Annotated in this window: 19 protein-coding genes; 3 read left to right on the top strand and 16 right to left on the bottom strand. The window is 64.8% G+C overall.

The window, feature by feature from the left end; genetic code table 11:
• The first annotated feature begins 31 nt into the window (after positions 1-31).
• Positions 32-832, top strand: a complete 801-nt coding sequence (gene fabI, locus AC0L21_RS14310) for an enoyl-ACP reductase FabI (protein WP_473262478.1) — start codon at positions 32-34, stop codon at positions 830-832.
• On the opposite strand, the gene AC0L21_RS14305 is transcribed toward fabI, so the two are convergent.
• Genes AC0L21_RS14305 through AC0L21_RS14295 form a run of 3 tightly spaced genes read right to left on the bottom strand, consistent with a single transcriptional unit; the run spans position 829 to position 2,820 of the window.
• Positions 829-1,425 carry a glutathione S-transferase family protein gene (locus AC0L21_RS14305; RefSeq protein ID WP_473262475.1) on the bottom strand — a complete coding sequence of 199 codons (597 nt, stop codon included), beginning with the start codon at positions 1,423-1,425 and terminating at the stop codon, positions 829-831. The two genes, fabI and AC0L21_RS14305, sit on opposite strands and share 4 nt — an antisense overlap.
• On the bottom strand, positions 1,422-1,886 hold the full coding sequence (locus AC0L21_RS14300; RefSeq protein ID WP_473262473.1) for a GNAT family N-acetyltransferase: 465 nt from the start codon (positions 1,884-1,886) through the stop codon (positions 1,422-1,424). The genes AC0L21_RS14305 and AC0L21_RS14300 overlap by 4 nt, the downstream gene beginning before the upstream one ends.
• A 7-nt stretch (positions 1,887-1,893) precedes the next feature.
• Positions 1,894-2,820, bottom strand: a complete 927-nt coding sequence (locus AC0L21_RS14295; RefSeq protein WP_007598349.1) for a hydrogen peroxide-inducible genes activator — start codon at positions 2,818-2,820, stop codon at positions 1,894-1,896.
• 114 nt (positions 2,821-2,934) lie between these two features.
• Between AC0L21_RS14295 and katG the strand changes: the two genes are divergently transcribed.
• Complete coding sequence (gene katG, locus AC0L21_RS14290; RefSeq protein WP_473262471.1) at positions 2,935-5,103, top strand: catalase/peroxidase HPI; 2,169 nt, start codon at positions 2,935-2,937, stop codon at positions 5,101-5,103.
• A gap of 245 nt (positions 5,104-5,348) precedes the next feature.
• Here katG and pnp read toward each other — a convergent pair whose 3' ends face one another.
• From pnp to rimP, 8 genes are all read right to left on the bottom strand, one after another.
• Positions 5,349-7,502, bottom strand: coding sequence for a polyribonucleotide nucleotidyltransferase (gene pnp / locus AC0L21_RS14285; RefSeq protein ID WP_007603907.1), 2,154 nt, complete (start codon positions 7,500-7,502; stop codon positions 5,349-5,351).
• 376 nt (positions 7,503-7,878) lie between these two features.
• A complete protein-coding gene (rpsO, locus tag AC0L21_RS14280) occupies positions 7,879-8,148 on the bottom strand; it encodes a 30S ribosomal protein S15 (RefSeq protein ID WP_007598346.1) in 270 nt (89 codons plus the stop codon).
• Positions 8,149-8,151: 3 nt separating this feature from the next.
• A complete protein-coding gene (gene truB / locus AC0L21_RS14275; protein WP_473262469.1) occupies positions 8,152-9,270 on the bottom strand; it encodes a tRNA pseudouridine(55) synthase TruB in 1,119 nt (372 codons plus the stop codon).
• Positions 9,267-9,698 carry a 30S ribosome-binding factor RbfA gene (gene rbfA / locus AC0L21_RS14270; protein WP_473262466.1) on the bottom strand — a complete coding sequence of 144 codons (432 nt, stop codon included), beginning with the start codon at positions 9,696-9,698 and terminating at the stop codon, positions 9,267-9,269. Before rbfA ends, truB begins: the two co-directional genes overlap by 4 nt.
• A gap of 155 nt (positions 9,699-9,853) precedes the next feature.
• Positions 9,854-12,559: a translation initiation factor IF-2 gene (gene infB / locus AC0L21_RS14265; RefSeq protein ID WP_219678861.1), complete on the bottom strand. Its 2,706-nt coding sequence runs from the start codon at positions 12,557-12,559 to the stop codon at positions 9,854-9,856.
• Between the two features lie 70 nt (positions 12,560-12,629).
• Positions 12,630-13,313, bottom strand: coding sequence for an RNA-binding protein (locus tag AC0L21_RS14260; protein WP_473262463.1), 684 nt, complete (start codon positions 13,311-13,313; stop codon positions 12,630-12,632).
• 22 nt (positions 13,314-13,335) lie between these two features.
• Positions 13,336-14,946 (bottom strand): transcription termination factor NusA, encoded by a 1,611-nt coding sequence (nusA, locus tag AC0L21_RS14255; RefSeq protein ID WP_473262461.1) that lies wholly within the window; start codon positions 14,944-14,946, stop codon positions 13,336-13,338.
• 2 nt (positions 14,947-14,948) lie between these two features.
• Positions 14,949-15,728: a ribosome maturation factor RimP gene (gene rimP / locus AC0L21_RS14250; RefSeq protein WP_473262535.1), complete on the bottom strand. Its 780-nt coding sequence runs from the start codon at positions 15,726-15,728 to the stop codon at positions 14,949-14,951.
• A gap of 363 nt (positions 15,729-16,091) precedes the next feature.
• Between rimP and AC0L21_RS14245 the strand changes: the two genes are divergently transcribed.
• On the top strand, positions 16,092-17,174 hold the full coding sequence (locus AC0L21_RS14245; RefSeq protein ID WP_473262459.1) for a DUF2336 domain-containing protein: 1,083 nt from the start codon (positions 16,092-16,094) through the stop codon (positions 17,172-17,174).
• Here AC0L21_RS14245 and AC0L21_RS14240 read toward each other — a convergent pair.
• The 5 genes from AC0L21_RS14240 to AC0L21_RS14220 form a co-directional block, all read right to left on the bottom strand.
• The gene (locus tag AC0L21_RS14240; RefSeq protein WP_473262457.1) at positions 17,171-17,881 is read right to left on the bottom strand and encodes a tRNA (guanine(46)-N(7))-methyltransferase TrmB; all 711 of its coding nucleotides are present in this window, start codon (positions 17,879-17,881) and stop codon (positions 17,171-17,173) included. The genes AC0L21_RS14245 and AC0L21_RS14240 overlap by 4 nt on opposite strands.
• On the bottom strand, positions 17,878-19,035 hold the full coding sequence (locus AC0L21_RS14235) for a M20 family metallopeptidase (RefSeq protein WP_473262454.1): 1,158 nt from the start codon (positions 19,033-19,035) through the stop codon (positions 17,878-17,880). The genes AC0L21_RS14240 and AC0L21_RS14235 overlap by 4 nt, the downstream gene beginning before the upstream one ends.
• 85 nt (positions 19,036-19,120) lie before the next feature.
• On the bottom strand, positions 19,121-19,534 hold the full coding sequence (locus AC0L21_RS14230; protein ID WP_473262450.1) for a helix-turn-helix domain-containing protein: 414 nt from the start codon (positions 19,532-19,534) through the stop codon (positions 19,121-19,123).
• Between the two features lie 210 nt (positions 19,535-19,744).
• Positions 19,745-21,358: an apolipoprotein N-acyltransferase gene (lnt, locus tag AC0L21_RS14225; protein ID WP_473262448.1), complete on the bottom strand. Its 1,614-nt coding sequence runs from the start codon at positions 21,356-21,358 to the stop codon at positions 19,745-19,747.
• On the bottom strand, positions 21,355-22,473 hold the full coding sequence (locus AC0L21_RS14220; protein WP_473262446.1) for a hemolysin family protein: 1,119 nt from the start codon (positions 22,471-22,473) through the stop codon (positions 21,355-21,357). The genes lnt and AC0L21_RS14220 overlap by 4 nt, the downstream gene beginning before the upstream one ends.
• Between the last annotated feature and the right edge of the window lies 1 nt (position 22,474).

Raw genomic sequence — 22,474 nt, 5'->3', positions numbered from 1 at the left:
ACGAAAGCGGAACGTGAAAGGTGACCGTGAAATGGAAGGTTTGATGAAAGGCAAGCGTGGTCTGATCATGGGCATCGCCAATGATCATTCGATCGCCTGGGGCATGGCGAAGACGCTGCACGCCCATGGCGCCGAGCTTGCCTTCACCTTCCAGGGCGAGGCGCTGGGCAAGCGTGTCAAGCCGTTGGCGGAATCGCTCGGTGTGGACCTGGTGCTGCCCTGCGACGTCGAGGACATCGCCAGCGTCGATGCCACGTTCGATGTGCTCCGCGAAAAATGGGGCAAGCTCGACTTCGTGATCCACGCGATCGGTTTCGCCGACAAGAACGAGCTCAAGGGCCGCTACGCCGACACCAGCCGCGACAATTTTTCGCGCACCATGGTGATCTCCTGCTTCTCGTTCACCGAGGTCGCAAAACGCGCCGCCGAGCTGATGACCGAGGGCGGCAGCATGATCACGCTGACCTTCGGCGCCTCGGAGCGCGCGATGCCGAACTACAACGTGATGGGCGTGGCCAAGGCGGCGCTGGAAGCCTCGGTGCGCTATCTCGCCTCGGATTTCGGACCGCGCGGCATCCGCGTCAACGCGATCTCGGCAGGCCCGATCCGCACGCTCGCCGGCTCCGGCATCGGCGAGGCGCGGGCGATGTTCGCCTTCATGCAGAAGCATTCGCCGCTCCGCCGCGGCGTCACGCTGGACGAGCTCGGCGGCTCGGCGCTGTATCTGCTGTCGGATCTCTCTGGCGGCGTGACCGGCGAGATCCATTATGTCGATAGCGGCTACAACATCGTCCTGATGCCGCGGCCGGACGATCTGAAGACGGAAGACTAGCCCGCCGCGATCTTCTCCGCGCGCTGGAACGCCGGCCGCGCCATGCAGCGGGCGAGATAGGCCTCGAAGGCCGGGCGCGACGGCACCATCTTGAACAGGCGCACCGCGAAGTTCAGGCCGGAGCCGATCGTGATGTCGGCGGCGGAAAATTCCTGCCCGAGAATCCACGGTTCCTTGGCAAGCGCGGTTTCCAGTACGTCGAACACCTGCGTCGCGCTGCCCCAGGCCGCGGTCGACGTCGGGATCTCGATCTTGGTGAAGATCTGGATGATGGCGGGTTCGATGCAACCTGGCGAGAAGAACAGCCATTGCAGGTAACGCGCGCGGCGCGGATCGGTCACGGCCGGCGCCAGCCTGGTCTCGGGATAGCGATCCGCAATGTAGGCGCAGATGGCGGCGGCCTCGCCCAGCGCTGCATCGCCGTCGGTCAGCGCCGGAACCTTGCCCATCGGATTGACCTTGAGAAAATCCGGCGCTTTCTGCGCACCGGTCGAAATGTCGGTCAACACGCGCTCATAGGGCAGGCCACTCTCTTCCATCAGCCAGAGCGTCGTGAACGAGCGCGAGCGGGGCGACCAGTAGAGTTTGATCATCGGGCTTTTCCGTTTTTCGTCCACCGATAATACTTCATCATGAACCCGTTCGAGGGCTCGATCTCTTGCTTCTCGAACACAAAGCCCTCGCGCTCGTACCAGCGCCAGGCTTTTTCGTTCTCGCGGACGCAGCGCAGATACATCTCGTCCGGCATTTGCGTGCGCGTGAAGGCGAGCATTTGACGGCCGAGCGATTGGCCCTGATAGGCGGGTGCGACGAACAGCATGTCGAGATAGAGTTTTGGCAAATGCAGCGCCAGCATTGCGGCGATCGTGCCGTTGTCGTCGGCGACGAACAGGCTCCAGCCGTCCTCGATCTCGCGCCGGATGCGTGCACGCAGGTTTGCCAGCATGAATTCGCTCGCCTCGCCGAGTCCGGTCGAGACCCAGCTCTCCATCCAGACACGGCCGATCTCGTCGTATTCGTCCGCGCGGGCCGGGCGGATGATGGGATGCGACATCGAGGCCTCAAATCGGCTTGCTGCGCACGGAGGGGCGCGCGCGCACCTTGCCCGCCGACAGGCATACCACCTCGGAGATTTGCAGGAGTTGCCGCGCCAGCGGGCTAGTCTTGCGCCAAACCATGCCGATGGTGCGCGACGGCTGCGGATCGCGGAAGCGCGCGAGCGAGACCGAGGCCGATCGCGTTTCCACCGACACGGCCATCTCCGGGATCAACGTGACGCCGATGCCGGCGCTGACCATCTGGACCAGCGTCGACAGCGAATTGGCATCCAGCATCTCGCGTGGCGGCGCCGATTGCATGTTGCAGAATGACAGTGCCTGATCGCGGAAGCAGTGCCCCTCCTCGAGCAGCAGCAGCCGCATCTCGCGCATCATCTCCCGCGATGGTGCCGGCGTTCCCTCATCCGCGCTCGGCCGCACCAGCAGGAATTTTTCCTCGAACAGGGCGACCTCGGTGAGCGAGGGCTCGGACACCGGCAACGCAACGATGGCGGTATCGAGCCGGCCTTCCACCAGTTCCTGGATCAGCCGCGGCGTCATCGTCTCGCGCACGCGGATGTCGAGCTCCGGATGCATGCGCGTCAGATTCTTGGTGATCGTCGGCAGCAGATAGGGGGCGATCGTCGGAATCATGCCGATGCGCAGCCGTCCCGAGAACCGGTCCTGCGAGGCGCGGGCGAAATCGCCGAGCTCGTCGACCGAGCGCAAAATGTCGCGGACGCGCTGCGCGAGCTCCTCGCCAAATCGGGTCAGCGCCACCTGCCGGGCGCTGCGCTCCAGCAGCAGACCGCCGAGCGCCTCCTCCAGCTCCTTGATCTGCATCGACAGGGCAGGCTGCGAGATCGAACAGGACTCAGCCGCGCGGCCGAAATGATTGTGACGCGCCAGGGCGTCAAAATAGCGGAGCTGGCGCAGGGTGAGGTTTAGCATCAGAAAATCTTATCGCTGCGATCATTAAAGTCAACTTCCCCTGATCGAACGTGAAGCCTAGAGTGCTTCTACCTGGTCAAAGGCGCGAGTTCGACGCCACCAGAGGAGGTATTCATGGACGACACTTCAAAGTGCCCGTTTTCGGGTGGAAAACGTGTGCCGGCGAACCGCGATTGGTGGCCGACCCAGCTCAGCATCGAGATGCTGCACAAGAATTCCGCCAAGTCCGACCCGATGGACAAGGACTTCGACTACGCCAAGGAATTCAAGTCGCTCGACTTGAATGCGGTCATCAAGGACCTGACCGCTCTGATGACCGAATCGCAGGAATGGTGGCCCGCCGACTTCGGTCACTACGGCGGCCTCATGATCCGCATGGCATGGCACAGCGCGGGCACCTATCGCACCACCGACGGTCGCGGTGGCGCCGGCGCCGGACAGCAGCGTTTCGCGCCGCTCAACAGCTGGCCCGACAACGCCAATCTCGACAAGGCACGCCGTCTGCTCTGGCCGATCAAGCAGAAATACGGCCGCAAGATCTCCTGGGCCGATCTGATGGTGCTGGCCGGCAACGTCGCGCTGGAGTCGATGGGCTTCAAGACCTTCGGCTTCGCCGGTGGCCGCGCCGACGTCTGGGAGCCGGAAGAACTGTATTGGGGTCCCGAAGGGACGTGGCTGGGCGATGAGCGCTACAGCGGCGAACGCCAGCTCGCCGAGCCGCTCGGCGCGGTGCAGATGGGCCTCATCTACGTCAATCCGGAAGGCCCGAACGGCAAGCCGGATCCGATCGCCGCGGCCAAGGACATTCGCGAGACCTTCTTCCGTATGGCGATGAACGACGAGGAAACCGTCGCGCTGATCGCCGGCGGCCACACCTTCGGCAAGACCCATGGCGCCGGCGATCCGTCGCTGGTCGGACCGGAGCCGGAAGCGGGCGCGCTCGAGGATCAGGGCCTCGGCTGGAAGAGCAAGCACGCTTCGGGCATTGCCGGCGATTCCATCACCAGCGGTCTCGAGGTGACCTGGACGACGACGCCGACGAAGTGGAGCAACAACTTCTTCGAGAACCTGTTCAAGTACGAATGGGAGCTGACAAAGAGCCCGGGCGGTGCGCAGCAGTGGACGGCCAAGGGCGCCGAGGCGATCATTCCCGACGCCTTCGACAAGTCCAAGAAGCATCGCCCGACGATGCTGACGACGGATCTCTCGCTGCGTATGGATCCGGCCTATGAGAAGATATCGCGCCGCTTCCTGGAGAATCCGGACCAGTTCGCGGACGCCTTCGCGCGCGCCTGGTTCAAGCTCACCCATCGCGACATGGGTCCGGTCGTGCGCTATCTCGGCCCGCTGGTGCCGAAGGAAACGCTGATCTGGCAGGACCCGATCCCCGCCGTGAATCACGAGCTGGCCAGCGAGCAGGATATCGCCTCGCTGAAGACCAAGATCCTGGCTTCGGGTCTGTCGGTCTCGGAGCTGGTCTCGACCGCCTGGGCGTCGGCCTCGACGTTCCGCGGCTCGGACAAGCGTGGCGGCGCCAACGGCGCGCGCATCCGCCTCGCCCCGCAGAAGGATTGGGAAGTGAACGAGCCGGCTCAGCTCTCGAAGGTCCTGAGCAAGCTCGAAGCGATCCAGAAGGACTTCAACGCGTCATCCGGTGCGAAGAAGGTCTCGCTGGCGGACCTCATCGTGCTCGGCGGCACCGCCGCGGTCGAGAAGGCCGCGAAGGATGCCGGCGTCGACGTCAAGGTCGGCTTCACGCCGGGCCGCATGGATGCCTCGCAGGAGCAGACCGACGCTGCTTCGTTTGCTCCTCTGGAGCCGCGGGCCGATGGCTTCCGCAACTTCATCGGCAAGCGGCAGCAGTTCATGATGCCCGAGGAGGCTCTGGTCGATCGTGCGCAGCTGCTCCGGCTTACCGGCCCGGAGATGACGGCGCTCGTCGGCGGTCTGCGCGTGCTCGGCGCCAATGCGAACGGTTCGAAGAACGGCGTCCTCACCTCGAAGGTGGGAACGCTGAGCAACGACTTCTTCGTCAACCTGCTCGACATGAGCACGCAGTGGACGCCGGCCGGCACTGACGGCACCTATGAGGCCCGCGACCGCAAGACCAACGCGGTCAAGTGGACCGGCACGCGCGTCGACCTGATCTTCGGCGCACACTCGCAGCTTCGCGCCTATGCCGAGGTCTATGCCACGTCGGATTCCAAGGAGCAGTTCGTCAAGGACTTCGCCAAGGCCTGGACCAAGGTGATGAACCTCGACCGGTTCGACATCGCGGCCTGAGGTGTTTGACCTCTCCCGCTTGCGGGAGAGGTCGACGCGCTCCGGGCGATGCGAAGCATCCTCCCGCGCGCGGCGGGTGAGGGATCTCTCCTCATTGGGAGTCTCTCTGCGGAAGCAACCCTCTCCCCGACCCTCTCCCGCAAGCGGGGAGAGGGGGCGCAGATCGGTCGGAGCAGGCACAAACGAACACAAACAAAAAGGGCGGCCGCGAGGCCGCCCTTCGTGTTTCTGGCAGGTAGCGAGATTTACTCGCCGGCCGCTTCGCGCGCGGGCTGCTGGCTCTCGCCCTTGCCCTCGAGGTCTTCGCCGGTCTCCTGGTCGACCACCTTCATCGACAGGCGGGTCTTGCCGCGGTCGTCGAAGCCGAGCAGCTTGACCTTGACCTTGTCGCCTTCCTTGACGACGTCGGAGGTCTTCTGCACGCGCGCCGAGGCGAGCTGGCTGATGTGGACGAGACCGTCCTTGGAGCCGAAGAAGTTCACGAAAGCGCCGAACTCCATCACCTTGACGACGGTGCCGTCATAGATCTGGCCGACTTCCGGATCGGAGGCGATCGACTTGATCCACTTGATCGCGGCCTTCATCGCCTCGCCGTCGCTGGAAGCGACCTTCACGGTGCCGTCGTCCTCGATGTTGACCTTGGCGCCGGTCTTCTCGACGATCTCACGGATCACCTTGCCGCCGGTGCCGATCACTTCGCGGATCTTGTCGGTGGCGATCTTGAAGGTCTCGATGCGCGGCGCGTATTCGCCGAGCTCGGCACGGGCGTTGGTGAGCGCCTTCGACATCTCGCCGAGGATGTAGATACGCCCATCCTTGGCTTGGCCGAGCGCGACCTTCATGATCTCCTCGGTGATGCCCTCGATCTTGATATCCATCTGGAGCGAGGTGATGCCCTGCTCGGTGCCGGCGACCTTGAAATCCATGTCACCGAGATGGTCCTCGTCACCGAGGATGTCCGAGAGAACCGCAAAGCGCTTGTCTTCGAGGATCAGGCCCATCGCGATGCCCGCGGTCGGCCGCTTCAACGGCACGCCGGCGTCCATCAGCGCGAGCGAGGCGCCGCAGACCGAAGCCATCGACGAGGAGCCGTTGGATTCGGTGATCTCCGACACCACGCGCGTGGTGTAGGGGAATTCGTGGTGCGGCGGCAGCACCGGGTGGATCGCGCGCCAGGCGAGCTTGCCGTGGCCGATCTCGCGGCGCTTGGTGCCGCCGAGGCGACCGGTCTCACCGACCGAGTAGGGAGGGAAATTGTAGTGCAGCAGGAACGTCTCTTTGTACGTTCCCGACAGCGCGTCGATGTACTGCTCGTCCTCGCCGGTGCCGAGCGTGGTCACGACCAACGCCTGGGTCTCGCCGCGGGTGAACAGCGCCGAGCCGTGGGCGCGGGGCAGCACGCCGACTTCGGCGACGATGTTGCGCACGGTCTTGGAATCGCGGCCGTCGATGCGCTTGCCGGTGTCGAGAATGTTCCAGCGAACGATCTTGGCTTCGAGCTCCTTGAACACGCCGCCGATGCGCAGCTTGTCGTATTTCGGCTCCTGGCCTTCCGGGAAGTAGTGAGCGATCACCTTTTCCTTGACCTTGCCGACCGCAGCGTAGCGATCCTGCTTGACCGGAATGGCGTAGGCGGCGCGCAGTTCCTGCTCGACCATGCCGAGCATTTCCTTTTCGAGCGCCGAATTGTCGATCGTGGTAACCTCGCGCGGCTCCTTCGCGGCCTTTTCGGCGAGCTCGATGATCGCATTGATCACCGGCTGGAAGTGGCGGTGACCGAACATCACGGCGCCGAGCATGATCTCTTCGTTCAGCTCCTTGGCTTCCGATTCCACCATCAGCACGGCGTCCGCGGTGCCGGCGACGACGAGGTCGAGCTGGGTGTCGACCATCTCGTCGAGCGTCGGGTTAAGGATGAACTCGTCATTGGCGAAGCCGACGCGCGCGGCGCCGATCGGGCCCTTGAAGGGGGCGCCCGACAGGGTCAGCGCAGCCGACGAGGCCACCAGCGCGACGATATCCGGATCGTTTTCCATGTCGTGCGAGAGCACGGTGACGATCACCTGGGTCTCGTTGCGCCAGCCGTCGACGAACAGCGGACGGATCGGACGGTCGATCAGGCGGGAGACCAGCGTTTCCTTCTCGGTCGGACGACCCTCGCGCTTGAAATAGCCGCCGGGAATGCGGCCGGCCGCGTAGGTCTTCTCCTGGTAGTCGACGGTCAGCGGCAGGAAGTCCACGCCTTCGCGGGGCGACTTCGCTGCGACGACGGTGGCGAGCACCACGGTCTCGCCGTAGGTCGCGACGACGGCGCCGTCGGCCTGGCGGGCGATCTTGCCGGTTTCGAGCTTGAGAGGGCGTCCACCCCAGTCGATCTCGACTGAATGCTTATTGAACATAGAGGTCTTCTTTCATGGGTTCTCGAAAGAAGGACGGGTCGAAAAACAAAAACCATGCGCAAGATTGCGGGACGTTGATCGAAGCGGGCGATCAGCGTCCTGCGATCCTGCCATGGTTTTTGGATTTCGGATGGCGTCCATCCCTTCGGGTCATACGGGCGCCTTGCCCGTTGTGCCCAGCCGCCGGATTGCTGCTGGACTGTCAGTCGGCACGAACGCGAACACCGAAGCGCGGTGTTCGCCCATCATGCCCGGATGCTCGCCGTCAACGGCTCGCATCCGACGCGCACGCAGCCTCGACGAAAAACCTTTAAACAAACGCTTTCGTTCGAAATCACGCGCGAAAACGCGCGCCGGTTGGCGCGCGCAAGAACTCTTAACGACGAATGTTGTGCTTCTCGAGCAGCGCCTTGTAACGCGCCTCGTCCTTCTTCTTCACATAGTCGAGGAGCGAGCGGCGGGTCGAGACCAGCTTCAAGAGACCGCGACGCGAATGGTTGTCCTTCACGTGGGTCTTGAAATGGTTGGTGAGGTTGGCGATGCGTTCCGACAGGATCGCGACCTGAACCTCTGGCGACCCGGTATCGCCGGCCTTGTTGGCATTCGTCTTGATGACTTCCGCTTTGCGTTCTGCGGCAATCGACATCGGTCAATTTCTCTCGTTACGATCGGCGCTGGCAGTCAGGCCGGTCAGGTTGAACACACGCTTGGGGATGATTTCGCCATTGCCGACTTCGGCAAGCGCGAGAAGCCGGCCTGCCACCGTGACATAGACTGTGCCGCTACAAGTGGGCGCATCCCGTCCGCGCAACAAAACGGCCTGGCCCCGATGGAGCCTTGCCGCATCAGCCCGAGTGACGGCCAGTGCCGGGATGTCGTCCAGCGCGGTCTCAACGGGCATAAGCGCGTCGGCGAGGCTACCCTCGCCGGACGCGGCTCTATCGCACAAAGCCTCCAACTGATCCAGCGGAATCATGTCGTTCTCGCCAAATGGGCCGACCAGGGTCCGCCGCAGCGCGCAGATATGGCCGTAAGTGCCGAGAATCCGGCCCATATCGCGGGCCAGCGCGCGGACATAGGTGCCCTTGCCGCACTCGGCCTCGAACACGGCCCGGTCGTTATCTGGTTGATCTACAAGGCTTAAACGGTGAATCTCGACGGGACGGGGGGGCAATTCCACGATCTCGCCGTCGCGGGCGAGGTCGTAGGCGCGCTCGCCCTGGACCTTGATTGCGGAGTAGCGCGGCGGGATCTGCTGGATCACGCCGGTGAAACGGGGCAGCAGCGCCTCGATGGCCTCCCGGGTCGGGCGCTGGTCCGAGGTTGCGGTCGCCCGGCCCTCGATGTCGTCGGTGTCGCGTTCCTCGCCCCAGCATACCGTGAACCGGTAGCGCTTGCGGCCGTCCATGACGAAGGGGACGGTCTTGGTGGCCTCGCCGAGCGCGATCGGCAGGCCGCCGGAGGCCAGCGGATCGAGCGTGCCGGCATGGCCGGCGCGCTTGGCATTGAACAGGCGCTTGAGCACGGCAACCGCCTGCGTCGAGGTCATGCCGATCGGCTTGTCGAGCACGACCCAGCCGTGGACGTCGCGGCGGTCGCGGCGCGGCTGGTTGCCCTTCTGCTTGTTGGCGCGCGGATCGTTGTTGACGCGGCGCGGCTCCTGATGCGGCTGAGAATTGCCGCTCATGTCCGCAAAATTATTTTTCTGCACGTCGAGCTGATCGGCCTCTTCGCCGCCGATCGTGCCGTGAGCCGGGTCCATCGTCATCGTTCTTCTTCCCGATCCGAATCCGGATCCTGTTCCAGGTCCTTCTGCACCACGGGTGTTCGCAAAAGCTTCTCGATCCGTTCCGCTTCGTCGAATCGTTCGTCGACGCGGAAGCGAAGGTCAGGTGCAAATTTCAGGTTAACGCGCCGCGCGACCTCGCCGCGCAGGAATTTCTTGTTGCGCTCGAGCGCAGCGAGGACGATCTCGGTGTCGCGGCCACCGAGCGGCATCACATAGACTGTCGCGAGCTTCAGGTCGGGCGACATCCGCACCTCCGGCACGGTGATGATGTGACCTTCGAGGTCTGCATCATGCACGCTGCCTTGCGCCAGAATCTCGGCTATCGCATGGCGAACCTGCTCGCCGACCCGCAACTGACGTTGCGAGCCGCCGGACGCGGAACTCTTTTTCTGATGATGGCGGGGCATGGTCTGAAAATCACCTCGTCATGCCCGCGTTTGGGGCACTGGCACTGTCATTTGTCTTGTTGAAACGAAGAGGGTGGATGGCCGGAAAAAATCCGGCCATCGCACTCCCGCAATTCAGTTCAAAAAAGATCCAGGCGCTTCGGTAAGATTTGGACTTACAGGGAGCGCTGGATCGTCTCCACGCGGTAACACTCGATGACGTCACCGGCGCGCATGTCGTGATAGTTCTCGAAGGCCATGCCGCATTCCTGACCGGACTGGACTTCCTTCACTTCGTCCTTGAAGCGCTTCAGCGTCGACAGCTTGCCTTCGTGCACGACGACGTTGTCGCGGATCAGACGCACGTTGGCGCCACGTTCCACGGTGCCGTCGGTGACGCGGCAGCCGGCGACCTTGCCGACCTTGGAGATGTTGAAGATCTCCAGGATCGCGGCATTGCCGAGCATGGTTTCGCGCAGGGTCGGCGCGAGCAGGCCGCTCATGGCCTTCTTCACGTCGTCCACGAGGTCGTAAATGATGTTGTAGTAACGGATCTCGATGCCGTTGCGCTTGGCGGCCGCAGCGGCCTCCTTGTTCGCACGAACCGAGAAGCCGATGATCGCGGCGTTGAAGCCTTCCGCGAGCGTCACGTCCGATTCCGAGATGCCGCCGACACCCGCATGCAGGATACGCGCGGCGACTTCGTCGGTGCCGAGCTTCTCCAGCGAACCGAGGATCGCTTCCAGCGAGCCCTGCACGTCGGCCTTGATGATCAGCGGGAATTCCTTGCGGCCCGCCGTCTTCAACTGCGACATCATCTGCTCGAGCGAGCCGCGCATGCCGGAGATCGAGGCAGCTGCGTTCTCGCGCTTCTGGTGCGCGCGGTAGCTGGTGACCTGGCGGGCGCGGGCTTCGTTCTCGACCACGGCGAGACGATCGCCGGCTTCCGGCGGACCGTTGAAGCCGAGCACCTCGACCGGCACCGAGGGACCTGCCTCCTGCACCGTCTCGCCCTGATCCGAGATCAGCGCGCGGACGCGGCCCATTTCGGCGCCGGCGACGATGATGTCGCCGACACGGAGCGTGCCGCGCTGGACCAGCACGGTCGCGACCGGGCCGCGGCCACGATCGAGCTTGGCTTCGATCACGGTGCCTTCGGCCGGACGATCCGAATTGGTCTTGAGGTCGAGGATGTCGGCCTGGAGCGCGATCATCTCGAGCAGCTTGTCGAGATTGGTCTTGTTCTTGGCCGAGACTTCGACGTCGACGACTTCGCCGCCGAAGGATTCCACCTGCACCTCGTGCTGGAGCAGCTCGGTGCGCACGCGCTCGGGCTTGGCGTCGGGTTTGTCGATCTTGTTGATGGCAACAATGATAGGCACCCGCGCCGCCTTGGCGTGGTTGATGGCTTCGATCGTCTGCGGCATCACGCCGTCGTCGGCCGCAACCACCAGCACGACGATGTCGGTCACCTTGGCGCCGCGGGCGCGCATCGCGGTGAACGCGGCGTGGCCGGGCGTGTCGATGAAGGTGATCTTCTTGCCGCTTTCGGGCGACAGCACCTGATAGGCGCCGATATGCTGGGTGATGCCGCCGGCTTCGCCGGAGACCACGTTGGCATGGCGGAGCGCGTCGAGCAGCGAGGTCTTGCCGTGGTCGACGTGACCCATCACGGTCACCACCGGCGAGCGCGGCTCGGTGTCGGTAGAATCATCGATGGCGTCGAACAGGCCTTCTTCAACGTCGGACGCGGCAACGCGCTTGACGGTGTGACCAAGCTCCTCGGCGATCAGCTGCGCGGTGTCGGCATCGATCACGTCGGTGATCTTGTGGATCGCGCCCTGCTTCATCAGCATGCGGATGATCTCCACCGCGCGCTCCGACATGCGGTTGGCGAGCTCCTGGATGGTGATCGCTTCCGGGATGACCACCTCGCGGATGAGCTTTTCTTTCGGCTCGTTCGCGGCATGGCCCTTCAGGCGCTGGGTGCGGCGGCGGAACGAGGCGATCGAGCGCTCGCGGACGTCGTCGGCATTGAAGGCGGTGACGACCGTCAGGCGGCCGCGCTCCTTCTGCGGGCCGGGCTTGTGGGTGGGCTTGGGAGCGACCACAGGCCGCGCAGCGCCGCCGGGGCCGCGACGGATCTGGCGCGGACCCTCGTCCTCGTCCGGTCCGGCTGCGACCGCGGGGGCGCGGCCCACCGGGCCTCCCGGCCGCTGCGTGGTCGTTCCGGGCCGCGCGGTTGTTGTTCCCGGGCGTGCCGTGGTGGTTGTTCCGGGGCGCGCCATCGGCGCTCCGGGCCGCGCTGCAGGAGCGGCCGAGGTCGCGGTTGCAGGGCGCGCCGCAGATTGCGGTTGCTCGCCTTCGCCAAAACGCTTCTTGGCCTCGGTTTCGGCCTTCCGCTTGGCTTCCTCTTCGTGGCGGTGACGCTCCTCCTCGGCCTTCCGGCGGGCTTCGGCGGCCTCGCGATCGGCACGCTCGGCGCTTTCGCGGACCGCGCGGCGCTGGGCCTCTTCCTCGGCATGGCGGCGCTCTTCGACTTCGCGCACCTTGGCATCGGCCAGCGCGCTGGCGCGGGCGGAACGTTCGTCCTCGGTCAGCGTACGCAGCACCACGCCGGAGCCGGCGTTGCGCGGCGGCGCGGGGCGGGCCGGAGCAGGCTTGGGCGCGGCGGCGGCCGGCGCGGGCTTCGCCACCTCGGCCACCTGCGGCTCGGGGCTGCCGTCGACACGGCGCTTGCCACGCTTCTCGACCACGACCTGCTTGCTACGGCCATGACTGAAGCTCTGGCGCACGGTGCCCGTTTCGACGCGCGGCTTGAGCGATAGCGTCTTGCTCGGAACGCTCAGCTTCTTGTCGCCAGGGGTCTTGGTATCAACCATTAAGCAGTCCTAATCCTGATCTTGTTGTCTTGTGCGTTGCCGCACCGTGCTATCGGGTGGTCGTTGTCTCTCAGAAATCCTGGCCGGGCTTTTCGGCAGTCCTGTCAGCGTCCGCCATCCGGTATCGGACCAGCATCTGGCTACGTGACAGGAATGACTTGCTCGCCGGGCCCGCGAGCAGGGCAGCATGTATCACATTTGACCGGGTAAGTGCCAAATCCAATTCTGTCGATTTTAGTGCGGTGACGACGGGAATCGGCGGCTTGGCGCCGCGATTTCCCTCATTTTGACGCGCCAGCATGTCCAATTTGCGGATTCCGTCCGCGGCCCCGTCGCTGGCATGGATCAGGACCTCGACCGTACCTTCCCGAAGCGCGCTTTCGACCTTGCCGAAACCGGCCACGATCTGGCGCGCTTTGGCGGCAATCCCAAGGGCTTCGACCACGCTCCGGACCAGGAGCGCCTCGAGGTCGGCGGGAAGCGTCTGAGGGATGCGCAGCTCGCGCTTGAAGGCTTTGGTAAAATGGTGACGCCGAACGGCTTCCGCAACCACCTCGCGCGAGGCGGTGACCCACATACCGCGTCCGGGCAGCTTGCGCTTGAGATCGGGAACTACGTGCCCTTGGGGCGAGACGACGAAGCGGATCAGCTCGTCGATCGACCGGACCTCGCGGCTGACCGCACACATCCGCACGGTCGCGGACCTTTCGGTCCGCGGTCCATGGTCGAGTTCGGGGTCAGTATCGGCGAGCATCCGGGTGACATCCTCCTTCGCCCTAAGCCGGCTGATCTTCGGTCGCCTCGGCCTCTTCGGCGGGCTTGGCGAGATCGGCCTCGGTGATCCAACCGGCCTTGACGCGGGCCTGCATGATCATCGCTTCAGCATCGTCACGGGAAATTTCGAGGCCGTCGAGCGCGCCCGGATATTTGGTCTGCTCGCCGCCTTCCTTGCGCTCGGTCCAGCCGACCAGATCGTCCGTGGCGCAGCCGGCGAGGTCGTCGACCGTCTTGATGTCGTTCTCGCCGAACTTCACCAGCATTTTCGAGGTGACGCCGGGCACGTCCTTCACGGCGTCCTCGACGCCGAGCTCCTTGCGCCTGGCCTCGAGCTCGGCTTCCAGTTGTTCGAGATATTCACGGGCGCGGTTCTGGAGTTCCTGCGCGGTCTCCTCGTCGAAACCTTCGATGCCGGCGAGTTCCTTGACGTCCACCATCGCGAGTTCCTCGACGGAGGTGAAGCCTTCGGACGCCAGCAATTGGCCGACCACTTCGTCGACATTGAGCGATTCCATGAAGACGCGGGTGGAGTTCTCGAAATCGGCCTGGCGGCGCTCCGATTCCTCCTGCTCGGTCAGGATGTCGATGTCCCAGCCGGTGAGCTGCGAGGCCAGTCGCACGTTCTGGCCGCGGCGGCCGATCGCCAGCGAGAGCTGGTTGTTGGTGTCGGGCACGACGACCTCGATGCGCTCGCGGTCTTCGTCGATGACGACCTTGGAGACTTCGGCCGGCGCCAGCGCGTTGACCACGAAGGTCGCGATGTCGGGCGACCAGGGGATGATGTCGATCTTCTCGCCCTGCAATTCGTTCACCACCGCCTGCACGCGCGAACCGCGCATACCGACGCAGGCGCCGACCGGATCGACCGAGGAATCACGGGAAATCACGCCGATTTTTGCGCGCGAGCCGGGATCGCGGGCGACCGCCTTGATCTCGACGATGCCGTCATAGATCTCGGGCACTTCCTGCGCAAACAGCTTTGCCATGAACTGCGGATGGGTGCGGGAGAGGAAGATCTGCGGCCCGCGGGTCTCGCGGCGGACATCGAAGATGTAGGCGCGGACGCGGTCGCCGTTGCGGAACACTTCGCGCGGCAGCATCTCGTCGCGGCGGATGATGGCCTCGCCGCGCCCGAGATCGACGATCACGCTGCCATATTCGACGCGCTTGACGACGCCGTTGACGATGTCGCCGATGCGGTCCTTGAATTCCATATATTGCCGGTCGCGCTCGGCTTCGCGCACCTTCTGCACGATCACCTGCTTGGCGGATTGCGCGGCGATGCGGCCATATTCAAGCGGCGGCAGGGTGTCGGCGATGGTGTCGCCGACCTGGGCACCGGGATTGGCGCGCTGCGCATCCACCAGCGAGATTTGGTTGGAATGGTTTTCGACCGTATCGACCACCAGCATGTGGCGCGACAGCCGCAGCTCGCCCTTCTTCGGGTCGATCTCGGCGTGAACGTCGGTCTCACTGCCGTAACGGGCCCGCGCCGCCTTGGCGATGGCATCCTCCATCGCCGCGATGACGATGCCGCGGTCGATCGATTTCTCGCGCGCAACGGCGTCGGCGATCTGAAGCAATTCAAGTCGATTGGCGCTGACTGCCATGGCTAGTCTCCTTCGTCAGGATCGATCTCGCCCCGACGCGCGCGTTCGGCGGCCAGGCGATGTTTCTTGGTATTGGTCGGAGCCGGCTTCTTCGTAGTGGCCGGCGCTGGCTTCTTAGCCGGCTTGGTGTTCTTGGTCGTTTTTTCGCTGATGCTGGCGTGCGGCGCCGCCGGCGGCTCAAGGCCGAGATTGCGGCGCATTTCGCGTGCCTGGGCCTTGCCGCGGCGCATGGATTCCGCGATCAGCTCGTCGGTCAGCACCAGCCGCGCCTCGGCGATGTCTTCCATCGTCAGGAGAACGTCGGCAGCCTCGCCCGCCTTGACGTCGTCGCGATGCAGATGCACGCGGTCGCCTTCGACGGGGCCGATCGTGCCGCGGAACCGCTTCCGGCCCTCATGAGCGACCGCCATCTCGACCTTCACCAGATGGCCGGCATAACGTTCGAAATCGGAGCGGCGCACCAGCGGGCGGTCGATCCCCGGTGAGGAGATTTCCAGCCGGTAGGCGCGATCGACGGGATCGGCGACGTCGAGCACGGGCGACAGCGCCCGCGAGATCGCCTCGCAATCCTCGATCTGCATCGAGCCGTCCGGCCGCTCGGCCATAACCTGCACGGTGCAGCCGGATTCCCCGGAAATGCGGATCCGCACCAGGCGGTAGCCCATGCCTTCGAGCACCGGCCCGGCGACCGCGGACACCCGTGCTGCGACGCCCGGCTCGACTACGAGTCTCGGCTCGGCCAGCAATTCGGCATCCGTGGAACCAGGGTTCGGTTCGGTCATGTCAGAGGTCAAGGCGCTCGATATGGTTAAGGCTTGGTTTAAGATCTCAAAGCTCGCTTCGGAACTCTCCCGACAGATCGCCGGGCCGCGTATCTTCCACCAAGCCGCGTTCAGGTAATAAAAAAGAGCGGGTCCTTTCGGGCCCACTCTCACTACGCGGATCGTATGAGAAGATGAATTGGCGCTGATATAGCCCTTTCCGTCTTCCCGGACAAGGCCCATGCAGGGCAGGCCGGGCTTTTTGCGCCCGGCCTGCGGCCCCGCGCAACGCTTCCTTCACCTCCGAGGCCTAAATTCCCTGATTGTGGGGCGGCTTGGACCAAGGGCGCACCCGCGGCGTGCCCCGTACGAGTTTGCGTTTTCATGACCGTTGCCACGTCGCTCATTCCCGGACTGGACGATATCGTCAAACGCGGCGACCCGCGGCGTCGCGGCGAGATCGCGCACGCTATCTCCCAATTGTTCTTTCAGGACCCCGAGAAGCTTCGTCCCGATGTCATCGATCTCTTCGACAATTTGCTGATCGATCTTGTCCCGCATGCCGAGCTCGCCTCGCGCGTCGATCTCGCCGAACGCTTCTCGCGCCTGAACAACGCGCCGCGGCACCTGGTGAGCCAGCTCGCGCGCGAAAACGAAATCGCGGTGGCGGGCCCCGTGCTGCGCCATTCGCCCGTGCTCGACGACGCCGCTCTCGTCGAGATCGCGCGACTGAAGGGCCAGGGCCATCTGCTGGCGATGAGCGAGCGCCCCACGCTGTCGGCTGTCATCACCGACGTGCTGGTCGAGCGCGGCGATCGCGACGTGGTACGCCGCGCCGCGGGCAATTCCGGCGCGGTGTTCTCGCCGGGCAGCTATTCCGAGCTGATCAAGCGTGCCGCGCAGGATGGCGTGCTGACGCTCAGGATCGGCCAGCGTAGCGATCTTTCGGGTGAGAACCTGAAACAGCTTCTCGACGGCACGCTCGACGTCATCCGCCGCCGTCTCTCGAGCGTGGTCAATCCCGCGCGCCAGGTCGAGATCAAGCGGGCCATGACGGCCATCGAGGAAGCCACGCTGCCGCCGGGTCCGCGCCGCGATTTCTCGGGGGCGCAGCGCACCGTCCTGGCCTTGCATCGCGAGGGTCATCTTGGCGAGAGCGCACTGCTTGGCTTCGCGAAGGCCCACAAATACGAGGAGGCGATCGCCTCGCTTTCGGCGATGTCCGGCGTCCGCCTCTCGGTCCTCGACCGCCTGATCACGGGTGACCGCTACGATCCAATTCTGGTTCTGGGGCGTGTGCTGAATCTCGGCTGGCCGACAGTGCGGGCGCTGATCCTGATGTGGTACGGCCCGAATCGCACGCCAGCCGACGCGGATCTTGAGCAGGCGCGCGCGAACTTCACGCGGCTGATGCCGACGACCGCCGAGCGCGTCGTGAATTTCTGGCGCAACCGGCAGACGATCTAGACCCGCCTGAATCGCAGATACGCGGCCTTGCGGCCTTCGCGCGTTGCCTTTCGGCCGTAGCGCGTCATCGTGTATCCGTCCCACGGCAGGCGAAAATCATCGGCGCGCTCCGCGAGCCAGACAAAGTCCTGCGAGCGCGCCAGATGCGACAGCGTCCAGGCGCAGTAATCGTCGATGTCGCAGACGAAGCGAAATTCGCCGCCGGCTTTCAACACGCGCGCCATCGCGGCGATGGTCCGGTCCTGGACGAAGCGCCGCTTCCAGTGCCGCCGTTTCGGCCAGGGATCGGGGTGGATCAGGTCGATCCGCGAGAGCGAAGCCTTCGGCAGCCAGGCCAGGAGCTCGGCGGCATCGCCCGCGAATAGGCGGATGTTGCCGATCTCGGCAGCCTCGATCTGCGCGAGGATCTTCGCCATGCCGTTGACGTAAGGCTCGCAGCCGATGAAGCCGGTCGTGGCGAAGTGCTGTGCTTCCGCCGCGAGATGCTCGCCGCCGCCGAAGCCGATCTCGAGCCGCAAATCGTCGACTGCGGGGCCGAAGATCTCGCGGGCATCCGCCGGTGCTTCGCGGTCGATGGCGAGCGCAAGACGCGGCAGCAAATGATCGATCAGCTCGGCCTGGTGCTGCCTGAGCTTGTGGCCCTTGCGGCGTCCGAAGAAAGCGCGCTCGCTGTCCTCGCGATCGGGATCTGATTTGCGCTCACTCATCGTAGCGTCTGGTACAGGCGATGGAGCAGCCGCGCGCGCGGTTCGAGCGACGAGACATAGAGCTGCTCATAATGGGTGTGCGCGCCCTTGCCGTCGACGCCGAGCCCGTCGAGCGTCGCGGTGTGGGCGGCGGTGAAATTGCCGTCCGAGCCACCGCCGGTGTGAACGTCGACCAGCTCGAAGCCGATCTCCGTGGCCACGGTCTTTGCATGTTCGTACAGCGAGGCGCCTGCATTGCCCTTCTCGTAGGGCGGACGATTGAGCCCGCCGGTGACCCTGACGGTGACGCCATCCGTCTTCGATGTCAGGGCGAGGATCTTGCCGACGAATTCATCCGCGTCCTTGAGGCTCAGCACGCGCAGATCGATTTCGGCATGGGCTTCTTCCGGTGTCACGTTGGGCCGCGTGCCGCCGCGCACCACGCCGACATTGACGGTGACGCCGCGCGCCAGATCGTTCATCGCTTCCAGCGCCAGGATGACGTTGGCGAGCTCGCGGATCGCGCTGCGGCCATCCTGGGGCCGCGTGCCGGCATGCGCGGGCACCCCCTTGATGAACACTTCGAATCGCCCGACGCCCTTGCGGCCGGTGACGATCTTGCCGCCATCGCGGGCCGGCTCCGTCACCAGCACGTACTTCGCCTTGCGCCCTTCGGTCTCGATGAGTGCGCGAGAGGTGGGGCTGCCGATCTCCTCGTCGGAGGTGAACAGATGGGTGATGCCGAGCGGCGGGCGATCGGCCGTGGCACAAAGCGCGCGAAAGGCGTGATGGGCGATGTAGGCGCCGCCCTTCATGTCGTAGATGCCGGGACCGAACGCGCTGTCGCCTTCGACCTTGAACGGCAGGCGCTCGATGAATCCCATGGGATGAACGGTATCGAGGTGGCTCAGCACCAGGATGCCGGGCCGGTCCTGGCCCCAGGTCGAGCGCGCTACGAGATGATCGCCGCAGCCGTCGACGCCGGCGATGCGCTCGAGCGCAACAGGGAGATCGCGGTATTGCTCCGCGACCATTGAGACCAGCTTGTTGACCTGTTCAGGTGCGTCCGTTGGCGTCTCGACCTCCACCCAGCGGCGGATGCCATCGAGAATAGTTTTAGAATCGAACCAATTGGAGCTGACCATGAGCGCATCTGTGCCTTTGAATCGCATCATCGAGGAAGACGCGCATCAAAGCGCGGCCACAAATGACGACATAGGCCAGATTTGACGCAGTCTCAAATCGGATTGAGACGGCGCCTCAGCGCTTGTCGGGGCCTTCGCGGGCCGCGATCTGCTCGACGAGATCGACGATCGAGCGGCGCATCTTGGAATCGCTGATTCGGGTGAACGCCTTGGTCAGGGCGAGTCCTTCGGAAGTCGCGAGAAAGTCCGAAACATAGGAGGGCGATGCGCCTTCTGCGAAGCCGTCCGGCCCCGCCACGCCGCTCGGACCGCCCTCGAACAGGAACGACACCGGCACCTGCAGAATTTCGGCAATTTGCTGGATGCGGCTCGCGCCGACCCGGTTTGTGCCCTTCTCGTATTTCTGAACTTGTTGGAAAGTCAGGCCCAAAGCTTCACCGAGCTTTTCCTGGCTCATGCCCAACATGATGCGGCGCATCCGCACGCGACTGCCGACATATTTGTCAACAGGGTTGGGCGCTTTCGACATTTCCTCAGCCCTCCAAACATCACCTTCGGCGCAATCAGGAATGCCTCAGGTGTAAGCAACGTCAAAATCAGACCCTGTTATTGGAAAACATTGCGGAGAAATTTAGCAATGCCCACTGTCTTTTGCAGCCGGTGCAGAATGAGGAGGCCGCGTGCAGTCTGTCAACCGTGGGACTACGGTTGTCAAAAGTTATCGGCCGCGGCTGCGTGATCAGGGGTGCCGTTTGGCAACACGTCGGCGGACCGCCAGAAACACGGCGAGCGCGACAAGCATGGCCGCGGGTACATCGCCCACGCGCGCATAGATGGTCGGCGGGATCGCGGCGGGCAGATTTGCGTCCAAAACGCCTTCGATCCCGAGACCGAGACTGGCGACGATGCGCCCCACCGGATCGATCACTGCGGAAACGCCGGTATTGGCGGAGCGAACCAGCGGCAATCCGAGCTCGATCGCGCGCATCCGCGCCTGTTCGAGGTGTTGGTAGGGGCCGGTCGAGATTCCGAACCAGCCGTCATTGGTGAGATTCACGATCCAGCCCGGACGTTCATTGCGTCCAGCCAACTCGCCCGGAAAGATTGCTTCGTAGCAGATCAGCGGCAGCGCGGACGGCGCGCCGGGGACCGGCAGCGCATGCCGCACGGTGCCGGGAATGAAGCCGCCGCGCACACGCGTGAGTTGCTCGAACCCGAGCTTTTCCATCAGGCCCTGGTAGGGAAGAAATTCGCCGAACGGCACCAAATGCAGCTTGTCGTACACAGAGAGCACGCTGCCGTCGTGGTCGATCACGTAGATCGAGTTATAGGCGCGGGTGATCGGCGTGCCTCGCGGCAGGTCGGGCGCGCGGACCGAGCCCGTGATCAGCACCGTGCCCTTGGGCAGAAGCTCCGCGATTTGCGCCATCGCATCGGCTTCGCGCGTCAGGAAGAACGGAAAGGCGGATTCCGGCCAGATCAGGATGGTGGCATCGCGCACGCCGGTCGATTGCGGTCCGGAGGCGCGGTCCGACAAGGCCAGATATTTCTTCATCACCTCCGCCTTGGCGGCGTAGTTGAATTTCGCGTCTTGCTGGAGATCCGGCTGCATCAGGCGCAATTTGGTGCCGGCGACCATCGTGGTCGGATGCAGCGACAGGCGGATCGCGCCGAAGATACCCATGACAAGCAGGAGCGCCAGGGCCGCGGCCGGTGCGCGCCACGCCAGGCGGCGATCGGGCGTGCGGTCGATCAGCGCCGCGGGGCTCGCGAAGATCGCAACCGTCAGGAACGTCATGCCCCACAGGCCGATCAGCGACGCCGTTTGTGCCAGCGGCAGCGGCTCGGACAGCGCATAACCGAACGCGTTCCAGGGAAAGCCGGTCAGCGCATGACCGCGCAGCCATTCCGTGATGGTGAGGCTTGCCGCGAGCGCAAGCACGCGTGTCGCGCTCTTGGTCCAGAGCAGGCGGGCGAGCGCAAAGCCCATTGCCGTGAAGATGGACAGATAGGCCGGCAGGCCCAGCACGGCGAACGGCGTCAGCCAGGCGAATACATCGGCGTCGACGAAGAAGGCGTAGCCGATCCAGTAGAGGCCGGGCACGAAATAGCCGAGGCCGAACCAGTAGCCGGTCAGCGCCGCGGCGGGGACGCCGCCATATCGTCCGGCGCCGGCGCCGTCGATCAGCCAGACCAGCACCGGCAAGGTGATGAACAGCACCGGGAAGGCGTTGAAGGGCGCCAGCGCCAGCACCGAGAGCGCGCCGGCAGCCATCGCGACGAGCGCGCGCTTCCATCCCCAGGTCAGGATGATGGCAAGCGCGATCTGGCGAAATCGCTGGAAAGGGCTCACTGCGGACCGGTCCCGTCGCTTGGCGGCGGGGTGGGCGTGTCGCTGGCTGTCTGCTGGCTGCCGTCCGGCGCAGCCTCGCGGCGCCGGCTCTCGCGCTGGGTGCGCGGTGCAGGACGCTCCTTTCGCGTCGAGATCCGCAGTCGCTTGACCCGGCGCGGATCGGCATCGAGCACCTCGATCTCGTAATGGCCCGGGCCCGAGATCACCTCGCCGCGCACCGGCAGGCGCCCGACGAAGCTGACGAGATAGCCGCCCAGCGTCTCCACTTCCTCGCCGGCCTCGCCGGTGACGAAGTCCTCGCCGATCACGGTGCGGACGTCGTCGAGGCTGGCGCGGGCGTCGGCGATGAAGGCGTTGTCGGGCAGCCGCACGATCGAGGGCGGCTCGTCGCTGTCATGCTCGTCGTCGATCTCGCCAACGATCTGCTCGACGATGTCCTCGAGCGAGACCAGCCCGTCGCTGCCGCCATATTCGTCGACCACCAGCGCCAGATGGATGCGGGTGGCCTGCATCTGCGCGAGCAGGTCGATCGCCCGCATCGAGGGCGGCACGTAGAGCAGCTTGCGGATGATGCGCGCTTCTTCGAGCGGCAGCGCGAGATCGACCGTGCGCAGATCGAGCCCGGCCGGCAGCGGCTTCTTGCGCTTGGTTTTCGTGACCCCCGACACGCGCGCACGCGCGGTCATGAAGGCGAGCAGATCGCGGATATGGACGATGCCGACGGGATCGTCGAGCGTCTCGTTGTAGACCACAAGGCGCGAATGGCCGGCGCTCTCGAAGCGGTCCATCAACTCGCCGAGCGGGATGTCGCGCTTCACCGCGATGATGTCGGCGCGATGCACCATGACGTCGGCGATGCGGCGCTCGTGCAGGCCGAGGATGTTGCGCAGCATGGTGCGCTCGACCGTCGAGAAGCCGGTGTCGTCCGGCGTCGTGGCGTCGAGCACGACCTGGAGGTCGTCGCGTACCGAACCCGCCTTCCAGCCGAACAGGCTGCGAATGGCACGCAGCAGCCAGCCTTCCGCGGTCGGGCGCATCACCTCGCCGGGCGTTACCACGACGGGCAAATTGGCCGTGGTGCGCGGATTGTCTTGAATCGGGTCGGAATCCGGCATC

The sequence above is a fragment of the Bradyrhizobium sp. WSM4873 genome, from assembly GCF_055811355.1.
Note: the sequence above shows the minus strand (reverse complement) of the source record. Positions and strands in the feature narration are given on the sequence as shown.

Coding starts and splice junctions, on each gene's coding strand:
- infB (WP_219678861.1), bottom strand. CDS start 12,559: ATGGTTGATACCAAGACCCCTGGCGACAAGAAGCTGAGCGTTCCGAGC.
- fabI (WP_473262478.1), top strand. CDS start 32: ATGGAAGGTTTGATGAAAGGCAAGCGTGGTCTGATCATGGGCATCGCC.
- AC0L21_RS14240 (WP_473262457.1), bottom strand. CDS start 17,881: ATGAGTGAGCGCAAATCAGATCCCGATCGCGAGGACAGCGAGCGCGCT.
- AC0L21_RS14220 (WP_473262446.1), bottom strand. CDS start 22,473: ATGCCGGATTCCGACCCGATTCAAGACAATCCGCGCACCACGGCCAAT.
- katG (WP_473262471.1), top strand. CDS start 2,935: ATGGACGACACTTCAAAGTGCCCGTTTTCGGGTGGAAAACGTGTGCCG.
- AC0L21_RS14235 (WP_473262454.1), bottom strand. CDS start 19,035: ATGATGCGATTCAAAGGCACAGATGCGCTCATGGTCAGCTCCAATTGG.
- AC0L21_RS14300 (WP_473262473.1), bottom strand. CDS start 1,886: ATGTCGCATCCCATCATCCGCCCGGCCCGCGCGGACGAATACGACGAG.
- rpsO (WP_007598346.1), bottom strand. CDS start 8,148: ATGTCGATTGCCGCAGAACGCAAAGCGGAAGTCATCAAGACGAATGCC.
- nusA (WP_473262461.1), bottom strand. CDS start 14,946: ATGGCAGTCAGCGCCAATCGACTTGAATTGCTTCAGATCGCCGACGCC.
- AC0L21_RS14245 (WP_473262459.1), top strand. CDS start 16,092: ATGACCGTTGCCACGTCGCTCATTCCCGGACTGGACGATATCGTCAAA.
- AC0L21_RS14295 (WP_007598349.1), bottom strand. CDS start 2,820: ATGCTAAACCTCACCCTGCGCCAGCTCCGCTATTTTGACGCCCTGGCG.
- AC0L21_RS14260 (WP_473262463.1), bottom strand. CDS start 13,313: ATGCTCGCCGATACTGACCCCGAACTCGACCATGGACCGCGGACCGAA.
- truB (WP_473262469.1), bottom strand. CDS start 9,270: ATGACGATGGACCCGGCTCACGGCACGATCGGCGGCGAAGAGGCCGAT.
- AC0L21_RS14230 (WP_473262450.1), bottom strand. CDS start 19,534: ATGTCGAAAGCGCCCAACCCTGTTGACAAATATGTCGGCAGTCGCGTG.
- pnp (WP_007603907.1), bottom strand. CDS start 7,502: ATGTTCAATAAGCATTCAGTCGAGATCGACTGGGGTGGACGCCCTCTC.
- AC0L21_RS14305 (WP_473262475.1), bottom strand. CDS start 1,425: ATGATCAAACTCTACTGGTCGCCCCGCTCGCGCTCGTTCACGACGCTC.
- rimP (WP_473262535.1), bottom strand. CDS start 15,728: ATGACCGAACCGAACCCTGGTTCCACGGATGCCGAATTGCTGGCCGAG.
- rbfA (WP_473262466.1), bottom strand. CDS start 9,698: ATGCCCCGCCATCATCAGAAAAAGAGTTCCGCGTCCGGCGGCTCGCAA.